The organism is Pseudomonas sp. GM49, from assembly GCF_000282355.1.
Taxonomy (GTDB): Bacteria; Pseudomonadota; Gammaproteobacteria; order Pseudomonadales; family Pseudomonadaceae; genus Aquipseudomonas.
In genome coordinates, this window is record NZ_AKJL01000179.1 from 1 (window position 1) to 25,964 (window position 25,964).

At 60.5% G+C, this 25,964-nt stretch carries 24 protein-coding genes and 2 pseudogenes; 18 read left to right on the forward strand and 8 right to left on the reverse strand.

Translation table 11 applies throughout. The features are described 5' to 3' along the window. Positions 1–82: 82 nt before the first annotated feature. Positions 83–1,015: a GntR family transcriptional regulator gene (locus PMI29_RS12945; RefSeq protein WP_007987084.1), complete on the reverse strand. Its 933-nt coding sequence runs from the start codon at positions 1,013–1,015 to the stop codon at positions 83–85. Positions 1,016–1,213: 198 nt separating this feature from the next. Between PMI29_RS12945 and PMI29_RS12940 the strand changes: the two genes are divergently transcribed. From PMI29_RS12940 to PMI29_RS0130205, 11 genes and pseudogenes are all read left to right on the forward strand, one after another. Continuing rightward, positions 1,214–2,269, forward strand: a complete 1,056-nt coding sequence (locus tag PMI29_RS12940; RefSeq protein ID WP_007999012.1) for a polyamine ABC transporter substrate-binding protein — start codon at positions 1,214–1,216, stop codon at positions 2,267–2,269. 82 nt (positions 2,270–2,351) lie between these two features. Then, positions 2,352–3,212: an ABC transporter permease gene (locus PMI29_RS12935; RefSeq protein ID WP_007999014.1), complete on the forward strand. Its 861-nt coding sequence runs from the start codon at positions 2,352–2,354 to the stop codon at positions 3,210–3,212. Beyond that, positions 3,209–4,015: an ABC transporter permease gene (locus PMI29_RS12930; RefSeq protein WP_007999016.1), complete on the forward strand. Its 807-nt coding sequence runs from the start codon at positions 3,209–3,211 to the stop codon at positions 4,013–4,015. Before PMI29_RS12935 ends, PMI29_RS12930 begins: the two co-directional genes overlap by 4 nt. Then, complete coding sequence (locus PMI29_RS12925) at positions 4,008–5,087, forward strand: ABC transporter ATP-binding protein (protein ID WP_007999018.1); 1,080 nt, start codon at positions 4,008–4,010, stop codon at positions 5,085–5,087. The genes PMI29_RS12930 and PMI29_RS12925 overlap by 8 nt, the downstream gene beginning before the upstream one ends. A 32-nt stretch (positions 5,088–5,119) precedes the next feature. After that, entirely contained in the window at positions 5,120–6,403 is a 1,284-nt protein-coding gene (locus PMI29_RS12920; protein WP_007999020.1) for a nucleotide disphospho-sugar-binding domain-containing protein, read from the forward strand. Further along, positions 6,396–6,764: a cupin domain-containing protein gene (locus PMI29_RS12915; protein WP_007999022.1), complete on the forward strand. Its 369-nt coding sequence runs from the start codon at positions 6,396–6,398 to the stop codon at positions 6,762–6,764. Before PMI29_RS12920 ends, PMI29_RS12915 begins: the two co-directional genes overlap by 8 nt. A 132-nt stretch (positions 6,765–6,896) precedes the next feature. Next, complete coding sequence (locus PMI29_RS12910) at positions 6,897–7,241, forward strand: cupin domain-containing protein (RefSeq protein WP_007999023.1); 345 nt, start codon at positions 6,897–6,899, stop codon at positions 7,239–7,241. Positions 7,242–7,246: 5 nt separating this feature from the next. After that, positions 7,247–8,314: an aminoglycoside phosphotransferase family protein gene (locus PMI29_RS12905; protein WP_007999025.1), complete on the forward strand. Its 1,068-nt coding sequence runs from the start codon at positions 7,247–7,249 to the stop codon at positions 8,312–8,314. Further along, positions 8,301–9,809: an aldehyde dehydrogenase family protein gene (locus tag PMI29_RS12900; RefSeq protein ID WP_007999027.1), complete on the forward strand. Its 1,509-nt coding sequence runs from the start codon at positions 8,301–8,303 to the stop codon at positions 9,807–9,809. Before PMI29_RS12905 ends, PMI29_RS12900 begins: the two co-directional genes overlap by 14 nt. Before the next feature lie 27 nt (positions 9,810–9,836). Then, positions 9,837–10,328, forward strand: a pseudogene (locus tag PMI29_RS32640) (NTP transferase domain-containing protein); the annotation flags it as partial. A 294-nt stretch (positions 10,329–10,622) separates the two neighbouring features. Beyond that, positions 10,623–12,101 (forward strand): aldehyde dehydrogenase family protein, encoded by a 1,479-nt coding sequence (locus PMI29_RS0130205; RefSeq protein WP_033052452.1) that lies wholly within the window; start codon positions 10,623–10,625, stop codon positions 12,099–12,101. A gap of 62 nt (positions 12,102–12,163) precedes the next feature. Here PMI29_RS0130205 and PMI29_RS12895 read toward each other — a convergent pair whose 3' ends face one another. From PMI29_RS12895 to PMI29_RS12885, 3 genes are all read right to left on the reverse strand, one after another. After that, entirely contained in the window at positions 12,164–12,622 is a 459-nt protein-coding gene (locus PMI29_RS12895; protein ID WP_007999030.1) for a MerR family transcriptional regulator, read from the reverse strand. 395 nt (positions 12,623–13,017) lie between these two features. Continuing rightward, positions 13,018–14,118: a polyamine ABC transporter substrate-binding protein gene (locus PMI29_RS12890; protein ID WP_007999035.1), complete on the reverse strand. Its 1,101-nt coding sequence runs from the start codon at positions 14,116–14,118 to the stop codon at positions 13,018–13,020. 128 nt (positions 14,119–14,246) lie between these two features. Next, positions 14,247–15,062 carry a carbon-nitrogen hydrolase family protein gene (locus tag PMI29_RS12885; RefSeq protein ID WP_007999037.1) on the reverse strand — a complete coding sequence of 272 codons (816 nt, stop codon included), beginning with the start codon at positions 15,060–15,062 and terminating at the stop codon, positions 14,247–14,249. A gap of 227 nt (positions 15,063–15,289) precedes the next feature. On the opposite strand from PMI29_RS12885, the pseudogene PMI29_RS32645 reads away from it, so the two are divergent. Further along, positions 15,290–15,499: pseudogene (locus PMI29_RS32645) on the forward strand (hypothetical protein); the annotation flags it as partial. A 138-nt stretch (positions 15,500–15,637) separates the two neighbouring features. Further along, positions 15,638–16,852 (forward strand): aldose 1-epimerase family protein, encoded by a 1,215-nt coding sequence (locus tag PMI29_RS0130210; RefSeq protein ID WP_033052453.1) that lies wholly within the window; start codon positions 15,638–15,640, stop codon positions 16,850–16,852. A 120-nt stretch (positions 16,853–16,972) separates the two neighbouring features. On the opposite strand, the gene PMI29_RS12880 is transcribed toward PMI29_RS0130210, so the two are convergent. Then, on the reverse strand, positions 16,973–17,932 hold the full coding sequence (locus PMI29_RS12880; RefSeq protein ID WP_007999040.1) for an HlyD family secretion protein: 960 nt from the start codon (positions 17,930–17,932) through the stop codon (positions 16,973–16,975). Between the two features lie 3 nt (positions 17,933–17,935). After that, positions 17,936–18,307 carry a DUF3302 domain-containing protein gene (locus PMI29_RS12875; protein ID WP_007999042.1) on the reverse strand — a complete coding sequence of 124 codons (372 nt, stop codon included), beginning with the start codon at positions 18,305–18,307 and terminating at the stop codon, positions 17,936–17,938. 151 nt (positions 18,308–18,458) lie between these two features. Here PMI29_RS12875 and PMI29_RS12870 point away from each other — a divergent pair, with 151 nt between their 5' ends. Both PMI29_RS12870 and PMI29_RS12865 read left to right on the forward strand, forming a co-directional pair. Next, the gene (locus tag PMI29_RS12870) at positions 18,459–19,121 is read left to right on the forward strand and encodes a hypothetical protein (RefSeq protein WP_007999045.1); all 663 of its coding nucleotides are present in this window, start codon (positions 18,459–18,461) and stop codon (positions 19,119–19,121) included. 77 nt (positions 19,122–19,198) lie between these two features. Further along, the gene (locus PMI29_RS12865) at positions 19,199–20,281 is read left to right on the forward strand and encodes a sterol desaturase family protein (protein WP_007999047.1); all 1,083 of its coding nucleotides are present in this window, start codon (positions 19,199–19,201) and stop codon (positions 20,279–20,281) included. A gap of 144 nt (positions 20,282–20,425) precedes the next feature. On the opposite strand, the gene mug is transcribed toward PMI29_RS12865, so the two are convergent. After that, positions 20,426–20,947 carry a G/U mismatch-specific DNA glycosylase gene (mug, locus tag PMI29_RS12860; RefSeq protein ID WP_007999062.1) on the reverse strand — a complete coding sequence of 174 codons (522 nt, stop codon included), beginning with the start codon at positions 20,945–20,947 and terminating at the stop codon, positions 20,426–20,428. Further along, positions 20,940–21,566 (reverse strand): TetR/AcrR family transcriptional regulator, encoded by a 627-nt coding sequence (locus PMI29_RS12855; RefSeq protein ID WP_007999064.1) that lies wholly within the window; start codon positions 21,564–21,566, stop codon positions 20,940–20,942. Before PMI29_RS12855 ends, mug begins: the two co-directional genes overlap by 8 nt. A gap of 260 nt (positions 21,567–21,826) precedes the next feature. Here PMI29_RS12855 and PMI29_RS12850 point away from each other — a divergent pair, with 260 nt between their 5' ends. The 3 genes from PMI29_RS12850 to PMI29_RS12840 are packed head-to-tail and all read left to right on the forward strand — an operon-like array spanning position 21,827 to position 25,957. Further along, positions 21,827–22,963 (forward strand): HlyD family secretion protein, encoded by a 1,137-nt coding sequence (locus PMI29_RS12850; protein ID WP_007999066.1) that lies wholly within the window; start codon positions 21,827–21,829, stop codon positions 22,961–22,963. Further along, positions 22,963–24,459: a DHA2 family efflux MFS transporter permease subunit gene (locus PMI29_RS12845; protein ID WP_007999068.1), complete on the forward strand. Its 1,497-nt coding sequence runs from the start codon at positions 22,963–22,965 to the stop codon at positions 24,457–24,459. Before PMI29_RS12850 ends, PMI29_RS12845 begins: the two co-directional genes overlap by 1 nt. 19 nt (positions 24,460–24,478) lie before the next feature. Continuing rightward, positions 24,479–25,957: an efflux transporter outer membrane subunit gene (locus PMI29_RS12840; protein ID WP_007999071.1), complete on the forward strand. Its 1,479-nt coding sequence runs from the start codon at positions 24,479–24,481 to the stop codon at positions 25,955–25,957. Positions 25,958–25,964: the final 7 nt, after the last annotated feature.

Genomic DNA, 25,964 nt, shown 5'->3' on the forward strand with positions numbered 1-25,964 from the left:
GCGGGTCAGACCCGCCGCTCCTGAAGGTGTTTTTGATGCTGTCTTATTTTCAAAAAAAAATCATCATGTTTTTGCAGGGCGCTTAACGACGCCCAAACAGATGGCTTTGCGGGATGCCACGGTTGGCGGTTTGCGGGCGCTGCGCAGCGCTCAAGCGCAGGTGCAGGCGCAGCAGGTCGGCGGCGATCTCCATCTGTCCGCGTTCGATCTGCGCGATGATTTGCAGGTGTTCGCGCAGGGCTTCTTGCAGGCGGTGCACGCTGACCGATGGCAGCAGGTTCGGCAGGCGGCGCAGGCCTTGATGCTGGAGCAGGGCGTCGCTGATGAAGCGGTTGCCGCAGCTCTGGGCCAGTAGTTCGTGGAAGCTGATGTCCAGTTCGCGAAACTGTTGGATATCGAAGTCTTCCACGGGGCGGGCGAGCAGGGTTTGCATGGCGCTACGCAACAGCGCCAGGCGCTGCGGGTCGGCGTTGAAGCTCGGGCTGAGCAAGGCTTCGGGCTCGAGGATCAAGCGGAATTTCAGGCTTTCTTCGAGGGCGGCCAGGCTGTTCAGCGACGGGCGAAACAGCCACGACTGGCCGGGGCCGCGCTCGATGGCCTGGCTTTCGCTCAATTGCTGCAGGGCTTTTTGCGCCGCAGGCCGGCCGATGTCGTAGCGGCGCATCAGTTCGCTGATGCTGATGCTGTCGCCCAGACGCCCGGCCATGCGGTCGCGCAGTACCGAAGCGGCCAGCTCTTCTTCCTCGGCCTGGGGCAGGGCGGCGTTGAACGCCTGGCCCGACGGCGAGGCCAGCAATCGGTAGCCCTTGCCGGCTTCATGGCTCAGCAGGTTCTCTTCCAGCAGCACTTTCAGCGCGCCGCGAATCAGCGTGCGCGAAACCTGGAACGTGCGGGCCAGGGCTTGTTCAGCCACCGGGTCGCCGGCCACCAGTCCGCTTTCCTGGGTGTGCTCGAGGATGCGGCGGGCCAGTTCCAGGTGATTGGTGCGCGGTTTTTTTTCGGCTGTCGTGCTCAAGCGTCTTTTCTCGTGGTGATCCGCTGTCGGACTCAGTTGCCCATCTTATGTCATGCGCTGGCCAGTCGTCAGGCCGGAAAAAAGCGTTGACATCTTTTGATACTGGTCCTAATTTCTAAAAAAAAACACCAGCAATCGTTTCTCGTTTTGCCGTACTGCCTTCGAACACAACAATAAACAATCGTCGGGTGAGTATTTATGAGCAAGCTGAATGATCTTCTGTGCGTGGGATTGGCCGTTTCCCTGGCGATCGCTTCACAGGCTGCAAGTGCGAAAGACATGGTGATTTCCATCTGGGACGGCTACATGGCCCCGGATGCACTGGAGAAGTTCAAGGCTGCCAGCGGTGTGGACGTCGACAAGGCGCTGCACGCCACCAACGAAGAAATCATGGGCAAGTTGATGGCGTCCGGCGGTGAAGGCTACGACGTAGTGTTCGTTTCCTCGCCCTTCGCCGAAGTCCTGCACAAACAGGGGCTGCTGGCGGACATCGATCCGGTCAAAGTCCCCAATCTGAAAAACCTCTACCCCGAAGCCACCCACCTGGAATATGACCAGGGCAACCAGTTTTCCGTGCCTTACACCTGGGGCACCACGGGCATCTGCTATCGCTCCGACAAGGTGACGCCGGTGCCGCAGAGCTGGAACGAGCTGCTTAATCCAAGCGATGCCCTCAAAGGCAAAGTGACGATGCTGGCCACCGACCGCTGGATGCTCGGTGCCGGTTTCCTCGCCAAGGGCTGGTCGGTCAACGATAGCGACCCCGCGCAAATCGCCGCAGTACGCGATCAATTGATCGCCACCAAAAAACGCATTCTCTCCTTCGACGACACCACGTTCTATTCCAAGCTGGCCTCCGGCGAATCGCTGATGGCCCACGCCTGGGACGGTTGGTGCAACTACGGCACACAAGCCAACGCGGCGATCAAGTTCGTGGTGCCCAAGGAAGGTTCCGACCTGTGGGTGGACACCATGGTGGTGCTGAAGAGCTCAAAGCACCAGGACGAAGCCTTCAAGTTCATCAATTTCATGCTGGCCAGGGAAAACCATGCCTGGGTCGCTGAAAACATCCTCTACAAAGTCCCCAACCAGGCGGCCATGGCCGGGTTGTCCGCGGACCTGCTCAAGCAATACCCCAACCTGACCATCGCCCCCGCCGAGCTGCTGAAAATGGAGCAATTGCGCGACCTGGGCGGCACCACGCAAAAGGCCTACACCCGCGCCGTCACCGAAATCATGGCGGCGCAGAACTAACGCCACGTCGATCCGAGGCATGCCCGGCATGCCTCGCCACGCTCGCAAGCCGCCTCTGTCCTGAGGCGGGAGGATAGGGTTAATGAGTGCTTTGCATGCTGACAGGCGTCTGTCGGCCTGGCTTCTTGCGCCCGGCTTTGGCTGGCTGCTGATGTTCCTGGTGATTCCGTGCCTGCTGGTGCTGGTCTACAGCTTCGTCGAACGCGGTGCCTACGGTGGCATCGACTGGTTGTTCACCTGGGAAAACTATCAGCGCGCGTTCGATCCGCTGTACCTGGGCATCCTGCTCAAATCGGCGAAAATCGCCGGGCTGGCCACAGTGTTTGCGGTGTTGATCGGCTACCCGGCGGCCTATGCGATTGCCCGGGCGCCACGGCGGCGCCAGGCGGTGTATCTGTTTCTGGTGATGCTGCCGTTCTGGAGCAACTACCTGATTCGCACCTACGCCTGGATCGTCCTGCTCAACCGCGAAGGCCTGATCAACCGCGTGCTGCAACTGTTCGGTTATAGCGGCGAACCCATCAGCCTGCTGTACACCGAAGCCTCGGTGGTACTGGGGCTGGTCTACAACTACATCCCCTTTGTGATCCTGGCGATTTTCTCTTCGTTGTCGCGGATCAACAACGAACTGTGGGACGCCTCGAAAGACCTTGGCGCCTCGGGCTGGATGACCTTTCGCCGGATCATTCTGCCGTTGAGCGTGCCGGGTATCGCCGCCGGAGCGGTGTTTGTCTTCGTGCTGAGCATCGGCAACTTCATCACCGCCGACCTGCTGGGCGGCAAGCAGGTGCAGATGGTCGGCAACCTGATCTATTCGCAATTCCTCACGGCGCGGGACTGGCCGTTCGGTGCGGCGCTGAGCTTCTTCCTGATCGCGATCATGTTGATCCTGTTGTTCATCCAGGCCCTGGTGGCCCGTCGTGCAGAAGGGGCGCGCTCATGAGTCAGCCACGTTCTCTCAGCGCCACCGTGCTGGGTTCGCACCTGGGCCTGGTGTACGCCTTCCTTTATATACCGATCCTGGTGCTGATCCTGCTGTCGTTCAACAAGTCCGGGTTGCCCACCGCCTGGGGCGGCGTGTCGCTGAAGTGGTACGCGGCACTGGCGCACAACACGGCGATCCTGTCGGCGGCGCTCAACACCTTGATCGTCGCCATGTCGGCCACCTTCATTGCCTGCGTGCTCGGTACGTTCCTCGCGCTGGGCATCGAGTTGCGCCGCAAGGGCAATGACAAGGGGCAGGTGGTCGACACCTTGCTGATGGCGCCGATGATCATTCCCGACATCGTGCTGGCGATTGCGCTGCTGAGTTTTTTCAACCTGCTCAAGGTTGGCCTGGGGCTGCACTCGATCATCATCAGCCACGCGGTGTTCAACATTGCCTTCGTCTGCGCGGTGGTGCGCACGCGGCTCAAGCACTTCGACTATTCGATCCTCGAAGCCTCGATCGACCTGGGCGCGAGCTGGTTCACCACCTTCCGCCGAGTGCTGTTGCCGGTGATTTTTCCTGGTGTACTGGCCGGTGGATTGCTCTCGTTCACCCTGTCGGTGGACGAATTCATCATTGCCTTTTTCAACTCCGGCTCCGGCCAGGCTTCGACCACGTTGCCTATGCAGATCTACGCCATGATCCGCTTCGGCGTCACTCCGGAAATCAACGCTCTGGCGACGCTGGTGATGCTGGTCAGCATCACCGCGCTGCTGGCTTCGCAGCGTCTCAACAAGGCTCCTCGCACCCATGAATAATTCATCTGCGGTACTGATCCTGGATAAGGTCAGCAAGTCTTATGGCAACGGTCTGGCGGTCAACGAGGTGTCGCTGAGCATCCGCGAGAACGAGTTCTTCGCGTTGCTCGGGCCGTCCGGTTGCGGCAAGACCACGCTGTTGCGCATGCTCGCCGGGTTCGAGACGCCCAGCGGTGGCTGCATCTACCTGGACGGCAATGACATCTCGCCGTTGCCGGCCAACAAGCGTCCGCTGAACCTGATGTTCCAGTCCTATGCGCTGTTCCCCAACATGACCGTGCGCAAGAACATTGCTTACGGCCTGGAAATGGAGCGCCTGCCCGAAAGCGAAATCCGCCGCCGGGTCGATGAAGTGCTGAGCACTGCGCAGCTGGGTGAGCTGGCCGAGCGCAAGCCCGATCAGCTTTCCGGCGGCCAGCGTCAGCGCGTGGCACTGGCCCGGGCGTTGGTCAAGCGCCCGCGGGTGTTGCTGCTTGACGAGCCCTTGGGCGCCCTCGACAAAAAGCTGCGGGAAAAGATGCAGCTGGAACTCAAGCGCCTGCAACACGAGAGCGGCATCACCTTCATCATCGTCACCCACGACCAGGAAGAAGCGCTGGTGATGTCCGACCGCATGGCGGTGCTCGACAGCGGCAAGGTGTGCCAGTGCGGCAGCCCGACCGAACTCTACGAAAACCCCAACAGCCGTTTTGTCGCCAACTTCATCGGCGTCAGCAACCTGCTCGAAGGCGTGCGCTCGGGCCAGCACTCGGTGCGCGTGAATGGCCAGGAGTTGAGCGTGGAAACCGACGCACCGCTGGTGTCCGGCCAGTCCGTCGCCGTGGTGGTGCGCCCCGAGCGCCTGCAAGTGCTGACGGAGCAGGGCAGGATTTGCCCCAATCAGGTCAGCGGAAAAATCGTCGAAGTCGCCTACCACGGCCTCGACACCAACCTGCACGTGCAGACAGCCCTCAGCGATAAACCGCTGATCGTGCGCGTGCCGTCTTCACAGTTTGAATTCGCCCATTTTGCAATCGACACGACCATCCGGCTGGGCTGGCAAGCCCGGCATGCCCGCGTATTGACACGCTGAACAATAAAAAGACCAGGCAGGAGCAGCACTCGATGAAACAGAAAGTGATCGCATTCTTTCCGGAAGCCGCCTACGGCCCGGCGCTGAACTCAGTCGGTATCGCCCAGGCGTGTGAAGCCCTGGGTCATAAAGCGGTGTTCCTCACCGACCCGGGCATGAGCGGTGTGTACGCCGGTTATGGTTTTGAAGAACACATGGTGAACATGTCGGCGCCGATGCCGGCCGAAGAGATGGCCCGTTACTGGGTCGACTTCATCAACGGGCACATCCCGAACTTCCGCAAGTCGCCACTGGATCAGATCGACAACTACGTCAAGGAATGCTGGGCGGCCATTGTCGAAACCGCCAAGTGGGCGCAAAAGGACCTGCCGGCGGTGCTGGACAAGGTCAAGCCCGACCTGATCTGTGTCGACAACGTGATCCTGTTCCCGGCGATCAAGCAATACGGCAAGCCGTGGGTGCGGATCATTTCCTGCTCGGAAAACGAGATCGAAGACCCGGATATCCCGCCACACCTGTCGGGCATGAGCATCGACGACAAGGCGGGCCACGCGCAATTCCGCGAGCGCTTCGAAGAAGTGGTCGGGCCGATCCATGAGGACTTCAACCAGTTCCTGCAGGCCCACGGTGAAGAGCCCTATCCGTTGGGGACGTTCTTTGAAGCGTCGCCGTTCATGAACCTGCTGTTGTACCCGGATGCGGTCAAGTTCGACCGCCGCCATCCGCTGCCGGCCGAGCGTTTCCATTACCTGCAAGGCTGTGTGCGCCACGACACGCCCTACGAGATTCCGCAGTTTCTCGCCCACAACGACAAGCCGCTGCTGTACGCCAGCTTCGGCAGCCTGGGTTCCGGTGATGTCGAGTTGCTCAAGCGCCTGATCGAGGCGGTGGGCAAGCTGCCTTACCGGGCGCTGTTCAACGTCGGCGAGCACCTCGACGAATACACCGATCTGCCGGACAACGTGCAGATTTCCAACTGGTTCCCGCAGCCGTCGGTGATTGCCCAGGTCGATGCGGTGATCCACCACGGCGGCAACAACAGCTTCACCGAGTGCCTGTTCTTCGGCAAACCGGCCATCGTCATGTCCTACGTCTGGGACGGTCACGACAACGCCATGCGCGCCGAAGAAAGCGGTCACGGCTTCAAGCTCGACCGCTACGAATGGAGCGAAGAGCAGCTCGCGGAAAAACTCCACGCCTGCCTCAACGATGAGGCGATGCGCCAACGCTTGCAGCGCACCAGCGCGCACATGCAATCACGCAAAGGGCCGCAAGACGCGGCCGCGATTCTCGACAAGGTGCTTAACCATGCCTGACTCATCCACCACGGCGGGTATCACGCCGTACCTCGAAGCCGTCAGCAGCCGCACCGACCTGGTGGACTGGGGCGTTCAGAGCGACGCCGTCGAAGGCGTCTCGCATTCCAGCGGCCGTCTGCTGTTCAAAGGCCCGAACAACAGCCCGGAAAGCGGATTGTGGGTCTGTACCCCCGGTCGCTGGCGGCTGTCGATTCCCCGGGACGAGTTGTGCCACTTCATCGCGGGTCACGCCACTTACCGTAACGATAACGGTGAAGTGATTGAAGTGCGCCCCAACACCCTGGTGCTGTTTCCGGCCGGCTGGACCGGTGAATGCGACGTCCGGGAAACCCTGCGCAACGTGTACATGCTGGCTTGAGCCTGCCCTTTGTAGGAGCGAGCTTGCTCGCGAAAAACGTCAGGACAACGCGATCATCCAGACAGCACGCGTCATCGTTGACGTCCATCGCGAGCAAGCTCGCTCCTACACACACAACCTGGAGAACAACACATGACTACCCCGTTTCTGTACGACCCGCTGAGCATCACCGACGTCAAGGATTGGGGCGTGATCCCGACCATGCTTGAAGGCCAGTCCCGTGTCTCTGGCGTGGTGCTGCACAAAGGCCCCGAAGGCCAGTCCGAATGCGGCATCTGGATCTGCACCCCGGGCAAGTGGTTTTGCCATGTCACCAGCGACGAGTTCTGCCACTTCCTCGAGGGCCGCTGCACGTACGTCCACGAGTCCGGCGAAGTGATCGAGATCAAGCCAGACACCGCCGCCTTCTTCGGCAAGGACTGGAAGGGTGTGTGCACCGTCCACGAGACCATCAAAAAGGTCTACATGATCCGGTGATCGCCATGACAGATGTACTGGCGTCATTGCCAACCCGTGAAGACCAGCGCACCGCCTTTCTGGCACGCGCCGGTTTCGCCGGGGCCTTGCTGGTCGCCTTGCCGGCGGATGCTTCGACCCGGCGTTACTTCCGCCTGGACGGCGCCGGCCTGTTGCTGATGGATTCGCCGCCCCATAGCGAACCCATCGGCCCGTTTGTGCGGATCGCCCGGCAATTGCAAGGGTTGGGCCTGTCCGCGCCGGCCTTGCTGCAAGTGGATGAAGAGGCGGGGCTGGCGCTGATCGAGGATTTCGGTCACGACACCTACACCCGGTTGCTGGCGGCCGGGCATCCGGAGTCGGAGCTGTATCACCTGGCGGTCGATACGCTGGTGGCGTTGCATCGTGCAGCGCCAGCCGCGGAGCTGGCGCCTTACGACGAGCAGCGACTGGCGGACGAGTACAGGTTGTTTATCGACTGGTACGTGCCTTTGCTTGTCGGCAAAGAGACGGCGCAGGCCCTGCGCGACGAGTATCTGGCGTTGTTTGCCGACGCCTGCCGCGATGTCGCAAAACGCCGCGAAGCCTTGGTGCTGCGCGACTTCCACGTCGACAACCTGATGCTGCTGCAAGGCCGCGAAGGTGTCGCCGCCTGCGGCTTGCTGGATTTTCAGGACGCCTTGGTCGGGGCGGCGGCCTATGACTTGATGTCGCTGCTCGAAGACGCCCGGCGCGATGTGCCCGAGGCGTTGCGGGTGGCACTGATCAATCATTACCTGTTGCAGCGCCCGGAGCTCGATGCGCGGCGTTTTCTCGAAGATTACCGGCGCCTGGCGGCCCAGCGTCACGCCAAGGTGCTGGGGATTTTTGTGCGCCTGGCCGGCCGTGACGGCAAGCACGGATACCTGGCGCATCTACCGCGCACCCTTGGTTTGTTTGTTCGGGCACTGGACGCCGAGGCCTTTGCGCCCCTGCGTGAATGGCTCGACCGGCATGTGCCGGGCTGGCGCGATGAGTTGCCCACCAAGACCCTGGCGACATTGCGTGAAACCCCTTATCGATTGGTTCAAGGATCATCCCATGGCCACGTTTAACAGCGATTCTGCCTTGCGTTTCATCAATCCCGAGTTCCTGCCGCTGAGCGATGGCCGCGTGCGCCAGGTGCTCGACCCTGCGACCCTGCAACCGGTCGGGCAGGTTGGTTTGTGTGGCGAAGCAGACGTACAAGCCGCCATCGATGCCGCCACCGCCGCGCAAAAACAATGGCGCGTGGTCGATGCGAAAAGCCGCGCCGCGCGCCTGCATCAACTGGCCAATGCCATAGAGCAGAACGTGGCCTGCAACCGCGAAGTCGCACGCCTGATGACCCTGGAAATGGGCAAGCCGTTTCCCGAGGCCATGGGCGAGTTGGCCAACTGTGCGCCGATCTTTCGCTACTACGCGGAAATGGCCCGGGACGATGCCGGCAAGGTCGCCGGCACCACGCAGATCGGCTCCTTCCAGCATGTGCGTTATGAGCCGTATGGCGTCAGCGTGCACATCATGCCGTTCAACTTTCCGATCCTGTTGATGTGCTGGACGGTCGCTGCGTCGCTGGCGGCGGGCAACGCCTGCATCATCAAACCGGCGGAAGCCACGACCCTGTGCACCCTCAAGTTCATGGAGCATTTCACCGCGTTGTTGCCGGGACTGGTGTCTTGTGTGCCGGGTGATGCTGCGACCGCGCAGTTACTGGTGCAGTCAGCGCAAACCCACGCCGTGGCCTTCACCGGCAGTGTCGCGGCGGGCAAAGCCGTGGCCGTGGCCTGCGCCGAACGGATGAAACCTTGCGTCATCGAGGCCGGTGGCAGCGATCCATTGATCATCTCCAGACATGCACCGCTGGATGTCGCGGCGGCGGGTGCCGTGACGGCTGCATTCCATCTCAGCGGGCAGATCTGCACGTCGGCCGAGCGCTTCTATGTCGTTGACGAGATCCATGACGAATTTGTCGCGAAGTTCGCCGAGCGTACCCGGGCCTTGCGCATTGGCCATGGCCTGGAGCGTTCGGAGATCGGGCCGATGGTCAGCGAAGCAGCGCGCAATAAGGTCATGCGCCTGGTCGATGACGCTGTGGCCAAGGGTGCGAAAGTGGTCTGTGGCGGGCGGATTCCACCCGGACACAGCGTGGGTTGGTTCTATGAGCCGACCATCCTCACCGGGGTGACTGGCGACATGGCCATACTTCAGGAAGAGTGCTTCGGCCCGGTGGCGGCGATCTGTCGTGTCAGCGATTTCGACGAGGCGGTGCGGCTGGCCAATGATTCGCCGTTCGGCCTTGGCGCCTCACTGTTTTCCACGGATCTGGCCGAAGCCATGGAAGCCGCCGAGCGTCTGGAGGCGGGGATGGTCTGGGTCAACAATCCGTTGATCGATAACGATGCGCTGCCGTTCGGCGGCTGGAAGATGTCAGGCCTTGGGCGCGAACTCGGGCGTCAGGGGCTGGAAGCGTTCCGCCGCTCGAAAATGGTCATCATCGACCATCAGCCAAAGATTCAGGACTGGTGGTACCCGTATGCCGACGACGTGTTCTTTCGCGATCCGGCCTGAAGCCGGGATGCACACAGGAGGATCGTGATGAGCGACAACTTTGGCTGGCCGACGCTGGCGGTGATTCTGGCGGCCGGGCAGGGCACGCGGATGCGTTCGCCGCTGCCCAAGGTCTTGCATCCGGTGGGCAATCGGCCGCTGCTCGGCCATGTGCTGGCGGCGGTGGAGGCGGCGGGTATCGAGCAACGGGCGGTGGTGGTGGGCGCTGGCGGCGGGCAGGTGGCCGAGTACCTGCAACAGGTCGCACCGACGGCGCAGGTCTTTACCCAACACGAACAACTGGGCACGGCCCACGCGGTGCTCGCGGCCCGACCGGTATTGCAGGCGCACGAACAGCAACAGCAACAGGGCTGTGTGTTGGTGCTGTTTGGTGACTCACCCTTGATTACCCCGCAGACCCTGGCCCGTTTACGCAGGGCATTGATCGATGGAGCGGCCGTGGCGGTGGCGGGTTTCCACACCCAACGACCGGGGCCGTACGGACGGCTGGTGATGGAGCAGGGGCGTTTGCGTGCAATCCGCGAAGCCAAAGATGCAAGCCCACAGGAGCTGGACATCGACTTCTGCAATGGCGGTGTCATGGGCCTGCGCGCCGATACCTGCCTGTGGCTGCTGGAGCGTATCGGCAACCGGAACGCCCAGGGTGAGTTCTACCTCACCGATGCGGTGGCGGTGGCCAACGAGGCGGGGCTGACGGTTACTGCGGTGGAAGTGGATGAAAACGACGTACTCGGGGTCAATGACCGCGAGCAATTGCAGGTCGCCGAACAGCTGTACCAACAGCGTCGACACCGGCGGATCAAGGAGTGTCCCATGGGTGACTATCAGCGGTTGTACATCGACGGTGAATGGGTCGCCCCGGTTCAACGCGGTGTTTTCGACACGCTCGATCCGAGTGACGAGTCGGTTCTGGCGCGGGTCGCTTCTGCCACGTTCGAGGACGTCGACCGGGCGGTTGCGGCTGCGCGTTCGGCGTTTGATGAAGGGGACTGGCCGCGCTGGTCCGGCGCACAACGGGCCGAGGTCTTGCGCCGGATCGCCGAGGGTATCCGCAACCGTCAGGATGAGTTGGCGGCCATCGAAGTGCGCGACAACGGTAAGCCGTTGCCGGAAGCATTGTGGGACATCGCCGACACCGCCGGTTGCTTCGACTTTTATGCCGGGCTGGCCGAGCAGTCGGATCAACAGAGTGAACAGTCGATCGATCTGCCGGATGCGCGCTTCACGTCATCGGTGATCAAGGAACCGCTCGGTGTGGTTGCGGCGATCATCCCGTGGAACTTCCCGATGCTGATGGCCTCCTGGAAAGTCGCCCCGGCGCTGGCGGCAGGTTGCACCGTAGTGCTCAAACCTTCCGAACTGACGCCGTTGACTGCTCTCGAACTGGCGGGCATCGCCGACAAGGCAGGATTGCCGGCCGGGGTGCTGAACGTGATCACTGGCCTGGGGCGCGAGGCGGGAGCGCCGCTGGCCAAACACCCGTATGTCGACAAAGTCGCCTTCACCGGGAGTGTGCCGACCGGACGCAAGATCATGCAGGCGGCTGCGAACGATATCAAAAACATCAGCCTGGAACTGGGCGGCAAATCACCCTTCGTGATCTTCGCCGACAGCGACATTGAAGCCGCCGTGGAGTGGATTCTGTTCGGGATCTTCTGGAACCAGGGCCAGGTCTGTTCAGCCACTTCGCGGGTGCTGGTGGAGCGCGCGTTATACCCGGCACTGCTGGAGCGTCTGATTACTGCTACCAAGCAGATTCAGATTGGCCAGGGCTTCGAGGACGGGGTGAAGCTCGGGCCGCTGGTCAGCCAGGGGCAACTGGACAAGGTGCTGGCGGCGATTGCAGCCGGTCAGCAAGAGGGGGCGCGGCTGGTTTCGGGCGGTGTGCGACCGGATTATCCGGAAAAGGGTTATTACCTGACGCCAGCGATTTTCGCGGATGTTCCCGAAGACAGTTCGGTATGGCGTGAGGAAATTTTCGGCCCGGTGGTGTGCTTGCGCGCATTCGACACGGAAGCGGAAGCGGTCAGACTGGCCAATGACTCGCCGTTCGGGTTGGCGGCGGCTGTCATGTCTCGGGATATCCCGCGCTGCGAACGGGTCGCTCGCGGTTTTCGCGCAGGCATCGTGTGGGTCAACTGCTCGCAACCAACCTTCGTCGAGGCACCCTGGGGCGGTTACAAGCAGAGCGGCATTGGTCGCGAATTAGGGGAGTGGGGCTACAACAACTACCTGGAAACCAAGCAGATCACCCGCTACAACGGCGAACCCTGGGGGTGGTATCTGAAGTGAATCGAACGCAAACCGGCCTGCCTCAGAACAGGGGCAGGTCATTTATCCCGATCTGTGTGCCATCACTCCCTGTTCAGCGCATCGATGATTGGGCAAACGGCCCCGCCGTCGCCTGCACCGCACTCTTGCACCAGTCCACTCAGCACCTGCCGCATGGCGGCAAGATCGGCTATCTTTTGCTCGATCAGGGCCAGTCCGCCCAGCACCTGCCGCATGGCGGCAAGATCGGCCATCTTTTGCTCGATCAGGGCCAGCTTGTGCACGGCCAGTGCCCGAGTCTCACTACAAGTGCAGGCCGCATCCAGTGTCAGTAGTGCGTCCACCTCATCCAGCGTAAATCCCAGCACCAGCGCCCTCTTGATGAAGCGCAGACGTTTGACCTGTTCCGGTAGATAGCATCGATAACCGCTGAACGGCTCTGGCGGCTCAACCAGCAAGCCACGTCGCTGGTAATAGCGAATAGTCTCGACGTTCACCCCGGCAGCTTCCGCCAACATGCCAATACTCAGCCCTGTCTCCATCGCACGCCCCTTGATTCTGTACCTAGGTACGGAGTGTAAAGTGATTCTAGGTTAGATCAGTTCAATGGAGAGAGCGATCCGTGGTTATAGGAGGTGTGTCATGTGGAGTCAGCCTCTGATGCTAGTGTTGATCTACCTGATTATCACCCTCAGCATCGGCTTGTTGTATACCATTGCGCTCATGTATTGGCTTTGATCCAATTGGTGACGATCGGTCAGTCTGCATTTGATACCGTTTTCGGCAGGCAGCTTAGTCCCGATCACAGTCGTTGGGGAGTGCCTGAAATGGGGCGGTTTCAGCCGGTCGTGGCAAGCAGAAATCGGCCAGGAGCAGTCACTGTGGATTTCCAGGGCAGTGCGAGCAATGGCCCCTGATCGTCCTTCTGCAGATACGATCAACTGCCAGTCCTGATCTTGCTCCAGAGACGGGTACGTACACGCTCCATTTTCAGCGATATCGGCTCCAGCGGGAACAGAGTATCCAAAACCTGCTTCGACGGATAAACGTCAGGGTTATTGCGAATATTCTCCTCGACCAGCGCGGTGGCGTCCTTGTTGGCGTTCGGATATGCCAAATAGTTGGAGGACTTAGCGATGACCTCAGGGCGAAGCATGTAATTGATGAAGGCCATTCCTTCCGCCGGATTCGGGGAATCGTTAAGCAGCACAAGGTTTTCCACCCAAACCGGAGCACCTTCGCGAGGAATGCTATAGATGATCTTGCGGCCGTTACCAGCAAGTCTGGAACTCTCTTGTGCCCCGAAAACTCCGCCAGCCCAGCCGAGCACAACACAGACGTCACCATTGGCCAGGTCAGCGCTGAATTTAGATGAGTCGAAGTAACGGATGTACGGGCGCAGCTTCAGCAACAGCGCCTCAGCTTTGCGGAAGTCCTCAGGATTCTGACTGTTATAGGGCAGGCCAAGGTAATGCATTACTATCGGAAAAATCTCGCCCGGTGCGTCCAGCATGGCCACGCCGCATTGGCTTAACTTGGCGAGGTTCTCCTCTTTTAAAATCAGATCCCATGAATTGACCGGAGCATCCGGACCAAGGATCGACTTGACCTTGTCCGCATCATAACCAATCCCGGTGGTAGCCCACATATATGGAACTGCGTATCGATTACCTGGATCGTTAGCTTGTAACTTGGCAAGGATATCCGGGTTGAGATGGTGATAATTGGACAATTGCGCGCGGTCTATTTCCTTGAGGACACCGGCCTTTATCAGGTTCGGCAACAGCCCATCAGTAGCAATCACCACGTCATACCCGCTACGACCGGCCATGACTTTACTTTGCATGACATCGGCGTTATCGAACGAGTCATACGTCGCTTTGATGCCGGTTTCTTTGTGAAAATCTTTCGTCGCATCCGGTGCGATAAAGTCGTACCAGCTGTAGATATTCATCTGGGGCTCAGCAGCCTCAGTGCAGAGGATACTTGTACTCAACAGTGAGGCAAGGACTAGCTGTAAACCGACTTTCGGGTTCATCTGGAGACTCCGGAGCGGTAGCGCTGTTTAAAAAAACAGCGCTGCGTCTGCTGATTGTTAGATTTATATGGCAGGGCCGACATCGGCAAGATCAACAACGTATTACTGGGGAAAAGATTTCGAGCGACTCAAGGAATCAGCAGCTCGCGACGACCGTCCGTATGCTCAAGTTGTACACCTGTCAGATGCAGGCGACGGTCGTTGAGATAGTCGTAATTCCGACGGGACTCCTTGAGCTGGTCAAGGTCAAGTGTGACCACCTGCTGACACTCCTCGCGGCCGGCCTCAAACATTACTTGTCCGAACGGATTGACCACTGCGCTGGCCCCCGCGAACACCAGGCCGTCATCCCCTTCTCCCACCCGATTCACCATGACAGCAAACGCCTGGTTTTCCTGGGCGCGAGCCATGATTGCCGTGCGATGGACCGGGCCGTAGGGATCCATGTTGCCGTTAGTGACCAGTATCAGCTCGGCGCCGAGCTGTCCGAGGGCGCGGGCGCTTTCCGGGAGTTCGATGTCGTAGCAAATCAGGATGCCTACACGCACGCCTTTCCACAATGCCGTGACATAGCGGTCACCCGGCTGGAACAGACCACGCTCCGATGGCCACAGGTGGGTCTTGCGGTAGCGCAAGGCGATACCTTCGGGCGTCATCAGTACCGAGGTGTTGTAAAAGATGCCGCCATCATTCTCCGCAATGCCGACGACGACCGAGACATTACGCTTGCGCACCAACTGCTCGACGGCCTGCAAGGTGGGGCCATCCAAGGGTTCGGCCACACTCGCCAATTGCTCGGCATCGACAAATCCCGTCAGGTGGGTTTCCGGGAAGATCAACAGATCCGTGTCAGCCGCGCAGGTAGCGATGGCCTCCAAGGTACGTCCGAGGTTGTGAACGACATCGCCGTCACGGCCAGCCAGTTGCACCAACTCAATCTTCATCTCTGTTCCTTGCACAGTTAAGTAAGGGCCCAATCCGCCAGGGTTGGCCAGAGTATGGAGCGCGGTAGAGCGACACGTAATTACCCCCCTGGGGTAACCACAAATGAGTAGTGACGTGAAAGCGACATTGCAGGATGGGGTCGAAATCAAGTGAGCGCCCGCTAATCCGGACGGGGATCGCCCCAGTTTCTGATTGGTTCAATCGCACTGCTGGACTCTACGTCCACATTAGGAATGGCAGCTATGGGATAGCGGACATTCACGAAGGTCTGCTTTCGGCTATCAGCGGCAGTACAGTGTTTGCCCTGCGCTCGCTGGACGCTGCCAACCTCGCCACCCGCGAAGAGCATCTGGCGAGCGAGGCGCGGTTACTGGCCGATCAACTGAGCACTTTTCACGGCACGTTGCGTGAAAGTACCCAGCGCCTTAGCGGTCTGCTCGCGATGGCATCGACTCAATTTTCCGGTTTGTCCCAAATCTTTCTTGGCATTTGCCGGCGTTGTGTCGCTTTTAAGCTTGCTGAAACGTTTCATCAAGTCTATAAAAATGGCACAACTCCAAGAAAGGCTGCTGCCATGACCCCGCTCAAACTCTTTGTTGCCCTCAGCGCACTGTCCGCTGCCTCCCACGCCATGGCCTGGGATTACGTTCTGCTCGACACCGACAAAGCCGCCCGGAACTGGCAGATCACCAGCCAGCAACTCGGCATAAAAACCGACAAACCCTTCAGCGTTACCCTGCGTACCTTGCACGGCGGTCGGCAGGAGGGCGTCAGCATCGTCGACATCGATAACGGCACGATGAAACTCTCGGTAGTGCCGACTCGCGGAATGAACGTCTTGCAGGCCTCGGTCGGCAATGTGCGCATGGGCTGGGATTCGCCGGTCAAGGAAGTGGTCAATCCGTCCTTCATCGAACTCAATGGCCGCGGTGGTCTGGGCTGGCTGGAAGGTTTCAATGAGCTGGTCACCCGCTGTGGTTACGAATGGGTCGGCCACCCCGGCGTCGACAATGGCGAACTGCTGACCCTGCACGGTCGGGCCGCCAACATTCCTGCGAACAAAGTCACCCTGCACATCGATGAAAAACCACCGTACGCCATCACCCTGCACGGCGAACTGAAAGAGCAGGCGTTCAAGAAGGTCGACTTCTCCGTCGCGACCGAATTGGTCACCGAACCCGGCAGCGTAGTGTTCGCCCTCAACGACACCCTGACCAACAACGGCGACTATCCGAAGGAATACCAGGCGCTGTATCACAGTAACTTCAGCACCCCGTTCCTGGAGCAGGGCGCTCGTTTCGCTGCGCCGGTGAAACAGGTGTCGCCGTTCAACGACAAGGCCAAGGGCGATCTGCCCGGCTGGCAAACCTACCGCGCACCGACCAAGGACTACGACGAAACGGTTTACAACGTGGTGCCGTATGCCGATGCCAAGGGCGATACGTTGACCGTGTTGCATAACAAGGCCGGCAGCCTGGGCGTTTCGGTCGGCTTCAACACTCAGACACTGCCCGTGTTTTCCCTGTGGAAAAACACCGATACCCAAGGCCAGGGCTATGTCACGGGGCTGGAGCCGGGGACAAGTTTTTCCTACAACCGCCGTTATCAGCGGCCACTGAACCTGGTACCGACAATTGGGCCGAAGGAACACAAGCAGTTCCGCATCAGCTACAGCTTGTTGGCGGATAAGGCGGCTGTGGATAAGGCCTTGAAGCAGGTAAGCGAGATTCAGGGTGGGCGGGAGACTGAGGTGCGGCAGACGCCGCTGGTTGATCTGACCAAGGGGTGACACCGGCTAGAGCATTGTCGACCGATCTCGATCAGTCGCTGCAACTGCGCGATCAGGTCGGTTCACTGAATCGGCAACTGACCCAATCCAAGGATTGAGCCAGTTGCTATCGTTGCAGGGTTAGTGGAACGGAAAGATGTAGTTCATCCATGCAGCCATGCGCAGCAGGATCTTGCGCATCATCGCGATGTGATGGAAATGCTGGCTGTACAGCGCCGCCTGGCCGTAGGCCCCGCCGGGCATCTGGTCGGCGTACTGGGCATAGTCGGGATCGGTGATTTCAATGATCACCGGAACCCGGCCGGCCGGTGGTGAACCGGTGAAGCCGATCAGCGTGCCCGACGGTTGAACCTGGCCTTCGGCGATGACCGAAATCACGTTTTTGACCTTGCCTTCGAACACCTTCCCGGGAATGCCGTCGAAAGCGACTTCGGCCTCGTCGCCCTCTGTCAGGCGCAACAGGCTGTTCTGCCGCATCCACGCGGCGAAGTAATGCCCTTCGGCGGGAATGAAGACCATCGAAGGGCGCAGCGGCAACTTGGTCGCCATCATGCCTGGACGCAACGAAACGTGGGTGACGAAGCCTTTGCTCGGCGCGCGGACCGTGGTGTTGTCGAGTTCGTACTGCACGTTGTCCAGTTGTGCCTTCAGGTCATCACTGCGAGCGACCACGACGTCCAGTTCCCGTTGGGTGGCGAAATTACGCTTGATCAGTTCGGTGATCCGGGCGCGATCGGCCTGGGCGACAACCAGTTGTGCCCTGAGGGATTTCAGACGGTATTCGAAAGGCGTGGGATCGATGCGAAACAGCACATCGCCTTTTTCCAGGGGCTGGTTGGTCTTGACCGGCACGTCGATCACCTGGCCGCTGACCACGGGTATTACCGGAACCGATACGAAATAGGAGCGTGCCACCTCGGAGTAAGGGTGGTTGTAGTTCATCGTGAAAATCAGCGCGCCAATAATCACGATCCCGCCCAGCACCGCCGTGGGCACCGTCCATTTGTTCAGGGGGATGCGGAAGATCTTGAAGATGGCAACGCAGAGTGCGGCATACGTCAGAATGAGTAAAAGATCCATGGCTCAGAGGCCCTCGCCGAGATTGTCCGTTGGCAGTCTGCTCTGTGCAGTGCCGGTTGCCGCCTCGAGGCGCTCGATCCGCCCTTGCAGTTCGGCAACCTGTTGTTCGAGGTGAACCACATGACTTTTTGCTGAATGTCCGTCACTGAAACCCCAACCCCGGTCCTCCCGATAGGCCATCGCCCAGATCCACAGGAACGGCCAGAGTGCGTGCAAGGTGAACAGGCTGACCCAGCCGGTGGCGTGGATCGCATCCTGGTGAGGGTGGTTGCGGTGGACGGCAATTTCATAGGGGATGTCGTGGAGCAGGATGATCCCGTAGAACAAGACGAGCCCGACAAATATCAGTATGCCCAGCGCGAAGTAATCAAGCATGAATCACTCCTTTTGAAACAGGTGACGTGTGCGCATGAGTGTAGCCGTTCAATCTACACTTGACGGGAACGCGGATATCCAGCCTGAGCGACCGGTGCCTGGCCGAAGCGTCGACCGGTATCGTGCAGGCAGACCCCAGCGAGGTGAAATCATGCCAGGCAATAGTCAATTCGAAAGGGTGCCTGTACTTGACCCTGTCGAGCGCATTACCGAGGTGATCTTCGGCCTGCTGATGGCCATGACGTTCACCGGCACCATCAGTGTGGCCACGGCAGACCAGGCCGCCGAGCGCACGATGATGATTGCCGCACTCGGTTGCAATCTCGCCTGGGGGCTGGCCGATGCGGTCATGTACCTGTTGCGCGCACTGGTCGAACGCACGCGCAGGATCAAGCTGTACCTCGCCCTGCGCAATGGCACGGACGCCGCGGCCGGTCAGGCGCTCATTGCCCAAGTGTTGCCGTTGCAATTCGCGGTGGCGGCCGGCAGCGAGGGCCTGGAATTGTTGCGCCGTCGCCTGCTCGAGCAGCCTCCCTTGCCAACCAGGGCCGGCCTCGGCTGGAACGACTTCAAGGGTGCTCTCGGTGTTTTCCTGTTGGTCGTGTGCTCGACATTCCCGCTGGTGGTGCCGTTCATATTGCTCGATCAGACGGCACTCGCCATCCGCTTGTCCAACCTGGTCGGCCTCGTGGTGCTGTTCATCGCCGGCTGGATGCTCGCCAAATACGCTGGTGCCACGCAATGGCAGGGGGGGGTGATCATGGCCGTCGTGGGGGCCGTACTGATCCTGGCAATTATTGCGCTGGGTGGATAACGACTTGGCATAATTCAACACACTAAAGACTCATTCTCATTTACAATTGCCCTTCCATTTACGTCGGGCAGCCCGGTATGGATGTTCTTGCCGTTATCCATCTTTATTTATCCCAGTGGGTGATCGAGCCGGTCACCCGGCAGTTCCTGGGCATTTTCGACTTCAACGGCAGACTCGGTCTATCCTTTCTCTGCATGTCTTACAGCGTCGCTTATTGCCTGTTCCGCTTGCGCAAATCCCGGGGCCTGACCGACGCACGCTCGTTCGGACAGTTCATCGGCGGCCGCCGGGTTTACCTGCACCGCTCGGCGTTGCTCGACTATCGCTATTACTTCGTACTCGCGATTCTCAAGGTTGCCCTGGTGCTGCCCATCGTCGGCCTGGTCGATCCGTATGTCTTGCGTTCAGCGGACTACATCGCGTTCTTCACCCACCTGTGGGGCGCGCGCACGCAAGTGGAGGAGCACCTGGCGCTGACCCTGCTCTATGGGCTGGGCGTGTTTCTGGTCAAGGATTTCAGCCACTACTGGGGTCATCGCGCTTTTCATTCGCGGTATTTGTGGGCCTTCCACAAAGTCCATCATTCGGCGCCCGTGCTGGTGCCGGCGACGGCCAGCCGTGTGCATTTTCTGGAAGAGGTAGTCGAGAAACTGACGGATACCGTCTGCGTCGGCGCGTTTGCCGGGGTCTTCTGGTACGCCTGCGGTGGGGAGATCAGCCGCTATACCTTGTTTGGCGTGACCTACATGGTGTTCATCTTCAATGCCCTGGCGGCCAACCTGCGTCACAGCCATGTGTGGTTCTCCTTCGGACCGGTGCTTGAGCGGGTACTGAGCAGCCCGGCGCAACACCAGATTCATCACAGCGATGCGCCGCGACACTTCAACAAGAACTTCGGCATCAATCTGTCGCTGTGGGACTGGATGTTCGGCACCCTCTACGTCACCCGGTCCACACCCGAGGCCATCCATTTCGGCACCGGGGAACAGGATCACGAGCGTTACCTGACGATGAAGGGGTTGATCGTCACGCCGTTTGTGGACATCGCCCGCAAGATCCTCTGTGCAATACGCCCGAAAGCACAGCGTAAAAGCGGATCTGATCCGTATTTTTCAGCGCAATCTGCCTCTGTAACGGATACAGCCGCCAGCCCACAATAAATCTCCGGTACGGCAGCGCTCGGCGCCTCTGTACCGCCAATTCATAGCGTGGGAGGCCGCATGGCCAAGATGACGATTTTTCTCGGCGGTTTTCTGCTGTTGACCATTCTGATCGGTGTGCTGGCGACGATTCCGCCGACGTGATTACCCCCGCCGGTGTTCGTCGACGGCCAGCCGCAGTTCACGGTAAGCCGTTACCAGTTGCTCGAGGCTGAACCCACGATTTCTCCCGCTGGGGTTGGGCAGGATCCAGACCGAGGCATTGCCGAAGGTTTTGGTTTGCAGGCCCCAGGCAATGTCGCGCTGACCGGACAGCGCGCAATACGCCGCCTTGCCCAGAAACGCCACGAAACGCGGCGCATGGCGGGCGATTTTCTGTTCGAACTCCGCAGCTGCAGCGGTGAACTCGTGCAAGGACAACTGATCCGCACTGGCCGTCGGCCGCTGGACCACCGCGGTCAACCCGCAGTGGTAGCGCAATATCGCCCGATCGTCTTCCGGTTGCACTTGCTCGGGGGTAAACCCGGCGAGATGGAGCGTGCGCCAGAAGCGATTGCCGCGTCCGGCAAAATGGTGCCCTTGGGCAGCGGCAGTCATTCCGGGATTGATCCCGCAAAAGATCACGGCCAACTGCCCGGCAAGAATATCTTCGACTTTTTCACTCACCGCAGATCACTCTGATCGCCTGCCGTGCGAGTTCCGTCAGCTCGGCCCGGGATTTACCGGCCCGCGCACGGATCGAAATGCTATGCAGCAGGGAGGAGGCGAGTACGGCAAGGGCGGTCGGGTCTGCATCGCCTTTCAACTCACCCGCATTGATGGCCGCTTGCAGCCGAATTTCCAGATCGGCATCCAGCCGGCTCAAGCGGTCGGAAAGCACCGCGCGAATCTGCGGGTCCTCAACGGCTTCGGTGGTTGCTGTGCCGATGGCGAAGCAACCGCGGGGCTGGCCGTCTCCCGAGAAGTAAATCGATAACTGCCCCTCGTAGAAACGCTGCAAGGCCTCGGCCAACGGCAGATCCAGGTCCGTCAGCGCCTCGTGCATGGCCGCCGCGGCAAACTCCCAATACTGCTCCAGTGCTTTGATATAGAGCGCGTGCTTGTCGCCGAATGCCGCATAGAGGCTGGGGCGATTCATGCCGGCGGCGGTGGCGATGCTGTCCAGCGACGCGCCGGAATAGCCGGTGTTCCAGAACACACCGAGTGCCTGCCGCAAGGCTGTCTGCGGGTCGTAGGCCCGAGGGCGGCCGCGGCCTTTGCCCTCTGTCGATTTATTTTGTGCCATGTCGTACAAAAACCTTGTGGGAAGGTGGGTCGAGGGATATTCTTACACCATCGCACAAAATTAAGGAATCAGAAATTCCTTGATCCAGGGTTTGTTGTAGCCGGGCTCGAACTGAGTGTTGCGGCGACGAAACCGACGCGGTGGGAGCGATCCTCCTGACCGCGCACGGGCTTGCTTCATTCCAGCATTTATTGACATCCGGGCCGCCGGCGCTTGTTGCCGACGCCGGCCCGATTACCCGGCTAAAGGCGTACTCGATCATGACCAAATCGTTCGATATCCCGGCTTCACAAACCTTCGGGCAGCCTGGCCCGAACCCGCTCGGCGCACCCACCTCAAAACCGCTGAAACAGAGGTTGCGTCCCTGGCTGATGGTGGGTGTTCCCATCCTGTTCGCGGCGCTGGGCTATGCCCACCATGTGTCGGGGCAGGCGTATGTGTCGACCGATAACGCGTATGCCCGGGTGGCGAAGGCATCGATCAATGCGCGGATCTCCGGGCAGGTGGTGGACATCGCTGTCGAAGACAATCAGCAGGTCCACAAGGGCCAGGTGTTGTTCCGGATCGACCCGAAACCGTTCCAGATCGCCGTCGACCGTGCGCAAGCGCAACTGAGCGTGGCGCGGCTGCGTATCGACGGGCTCAAGGCCAGCTATCGCCAACAACAGGCTGAACTGCAATCGGCGAAAGAATCGGCTGACTTCGACCAGAAGGATTTTGCCCGCAAGAAAGCACTGGTCGCGACCGAGTTCGTTTCGAAGTCGATTTACGAGCGGGCCGACACCGACGTGAAGGTGGCGCGGCAACGGATCGCGTCCATCGAGCAACAGATCGCCAGCACCGTGGTGGCCTTGAACGGCAATCCGGACATCGATGCCGACAGCCACCCGACGGTGCGTGAGGCCAGGGCGCAGCTCGACGAGGCGCAGTTGTACCTCTCGTACACCACGGTGTATGCGCCGCAGGATGGCATCGTGGCCAAGGTCGACGACTTGCAAGTGGGCAACCATCTCAACAACGGCGCGCCGGCTTTTGCCTTGTTGTCCGGTCACGAGATCTGGATCGAGGCCAATTTCCGCGAAACCGACGTGACCCACATGCGCCCGGGCCAGGAGGCCACCATCCGTATCGACACCTACCCGGATCGCGTGTTCAAGGCCCACGTTACCAGTATGAGCCCGGGGGCCGGGTCGGATTTCGCGCTGCTGCCGCCGGAGAATGCGACCGGCAATTGGGTCAAGGTGACGCAGCGGGTGCCGGTACGGCTCGAGCTCGACGAAGTGGACCCGGCGTTGCCGCTGTTCTCCGGGACCAGCGCCACGGTGAGGATCGACACCCGATTCAGCAGCCCCTGGTGGCATCCGCTCAAGGCGTTGTTGACCGCAGGTAACTTCTGATGAACGCCCAATCGATGGTAAGCCCCGGTGGGGAGGGGGCGCGCTCGCTCAGGCTGGCCGCCTTGCTGGCGACCTATATGCAGTCGGCGAACCTGCCGCTGCCGAACTCGGCACTCAGGTTGATTCAGGGCAGCCTGTCGATGAGCGACGATCAGGCGGGGTGGATTTTCACTGCGTACCTGGCCGCGAGTGCGATCAGCATGCCGCTCGCGCAGTGGCTGGCCGGGCGCTTTGGCTTGAAGTTGGTGTATCAGGCGGCGCTGGCAGTGTTCGTCCTTGGCTTGTTGCTCGCCACGGCAGCGACGACACCGCTGGAATTCGTGGGTGCGCGCATCGTTCAAGGCATCGCCAGTGGCGTGCTGGCACCGCTGTCGATGGCAATTGCCACGGAAACCTTGCCACTGGAAAAACGCGCAAAGTTTGGCGCGAGCTGGACCGCCATTGTGCTGTTCGGCATCGTCAGCGGCCCGAGTATCGGTGGCTGGATCGCCGAACATTTTGGCTGGCGGCCGATGTTCTACCTCAGCGTGCCACTGTCGGCGTTTATCTTCCTGGTGGTAGCGCTGTTGCTGGCGCAGAAGAAGGCCGAGAAACCTCCGGCGTTCGATTTCTTCGGTTTTGGCACTTTCACCCTTGGCATGATCAGCCTGCAAATGCTGCTCGACCGTGGTGAGCGCCTGGACTGGTTCGCCTCGCCCGAAATATGGCTGGAAGCCGTGGCGTCTGCGCTGGGAACCTACCTGTTCGTGGTGCATGTGCTGACCTCGAACGTGCATTTCCTCAACAAACGCTTGCTCAAGGACCGCAACTTCGTGTTGTCGACGGTGATCTTTTTCGCCCTCGGTTTTGTGCTGTTGTCGACCATGGCCCTGACCTCGCCGATGCTGGACGAGATTCTCGGCTACCCGCCTGACACCACCGGTGCCCTGACGATTCCCCGTGGCATGGGACTGGTCGGCGCCTTTCTGCTGATGAGCCGGGTTCCCGAGCGCTTCGACCGTCGTCCCTTCGTGGCGGCAGGCGTGGCGGTGGTGGTTTACGCCAACTGGTTGATGCTCGGCTATTCGCCGCTGATGGACGAGTGGCCCGTGGCCGTCGCCGGTGCGATCCAGGGCGCGGGCCTGGGCATGCTGATGCCGGCGGTGACCAAGGTCGCGTTCAGTACGCTCGACCCGACACTGCGCCCCGAAGGCACTGGCCTGTTCAATCTGGCCCGGGTCTACGGCAGCACGCTGGGGGTGGCGATCGTCCAACTGTTCTTCTTCAACAACACCCAGGCGATGCACATGGCGCTGGCCAGCAACCTGACGCCGTACCGTGCCGCCGCGCATTCGCTGGCTGCGGCGCCCTTGCAGGTGCTTGGCGGGCTCAACGAAATGATCACCGGCCAGGCCGCGTTCATCGCCGTGATCGACCAGTTCAAGATTTTGCTGGTGGTGATGCTGGTGGTGAGCCCGCTGGTGTTGTTTCTTCGCAAGCCCGTTGCGGCCAATTAGTTTTCGTGGAGTTTGCCAAATGAATGCTTATGCGCTGGTCATCAACAGATATCTGCTGCAAACGAAGATCGCGGGGTTGTCGCTGCTTGCATTCCTGACGGCCTGCACCGTTGGCCCCGACTATCAAACACCGACGGCGAGTTCGTCGCAGCACTATGACCCTCAAGCCGAGCAGCGTCTTGCCCGCGGCGCTGACCCACGCATCGACCTGGGCAAGAAAGTCAGTGGCGACTGGTGGACGGCCTTTCGCTCGCAGAAACTCGACCACGTGGTTCGTCGAGCCATCGACGGCAACCTGGACCTGGTGGCCGCCGATGCCACGATCCGGCAAGCGGCGTCTTCTGTTGCGGCGGCGCAGGGGGCGCTGTATCCGCAGGTCGATTTCGGCGCCGTGGCTGGTCGTCAACGGGTGCACAACACCAAGGAGCCCACCATCTCCAATTTCTATGCGATTGGACCGCGGGTGGGTTTCGACCTTGATGTGTTCGGCGGCAACCAGCGATTGGTTGAACAGCAGCAGGCGTTTGCCGAGCTGCAAAAACACCGCTACGAAGCGGCGTACCTGACCCTGACTGGCAATGTCGCCAGCCAGGCGTTGCTGGTGGCCTCCGCCAGCGCGCAGATGCAAGCCGTGGAAAAGCTGCTGGCCAATGACGCGAGGAACCTTGAGCTGGTGCGCATGGCCCACCTCAATGGTTCCACCACGCAGATCGATGTGTCGCTGGCCGAGACCCGTCTCGCCCAGGACCGCACGCTGTTGCCGCCCCTCGCTCAGCAGCGCGATGCGGCGCGCCATGCGCTGTCGATTCTGACGGGGAAGGGGCCGGCGGACTGGATCGCTCCCGACTTCGACTTGAGTGAGTTTGCCTTGCCGTCGAACATGCCGGTGAGCCTGCCTTCGGAAATGGCCCACGACCGCCCGGATGTGCTGCAAGCCGAGGCTCAACTGCACATGGCCAGCGCGGCGGTGGGTGTGGCGACGGCCAACCTCTATCCCCACGTTACGTTGTCGGCGTCCCTGGCGCAGGCGGCTTCGGGCAATGGCGGCGCGGCACTCTGGGGTTTCGCTGCCGGGTTGGCCGGGCCGCTGTTCGATGGCGGTACGCTCAAGGCACAGCAGCAGGCCGCCGTCGACGGTTACAAGGCGACGCTCGCCGGTTACCGGCAAACGGTCATTACCTCGTTCGGGCAGGTCGCCGACACCTTGCAGGCGATCAACCATGACGCCGAGGAACACCAGGCCCAGACCGATGCCTTGCGAGCGGCCGAGTCCAGTTTGCAGTTGAACCGGCAAGCCTTTGCGCAAGGCGAGAACAGCATCCTCCAGGTCCTGGAAGCGGAGCGTGCCTATGAGCAGGCGCTGCTGGGACAGATCCGCGTGAACACCGCGCAGTACCTCGACACCGTGCAGTTGTTTGTTGCGCTGGGCGGCAACGCCGTCGGTGCGTTCGAGCAACGCGTGGCGTCCGGCGATGGGCAGAAACCTTCGTATCAATAATGGCTGC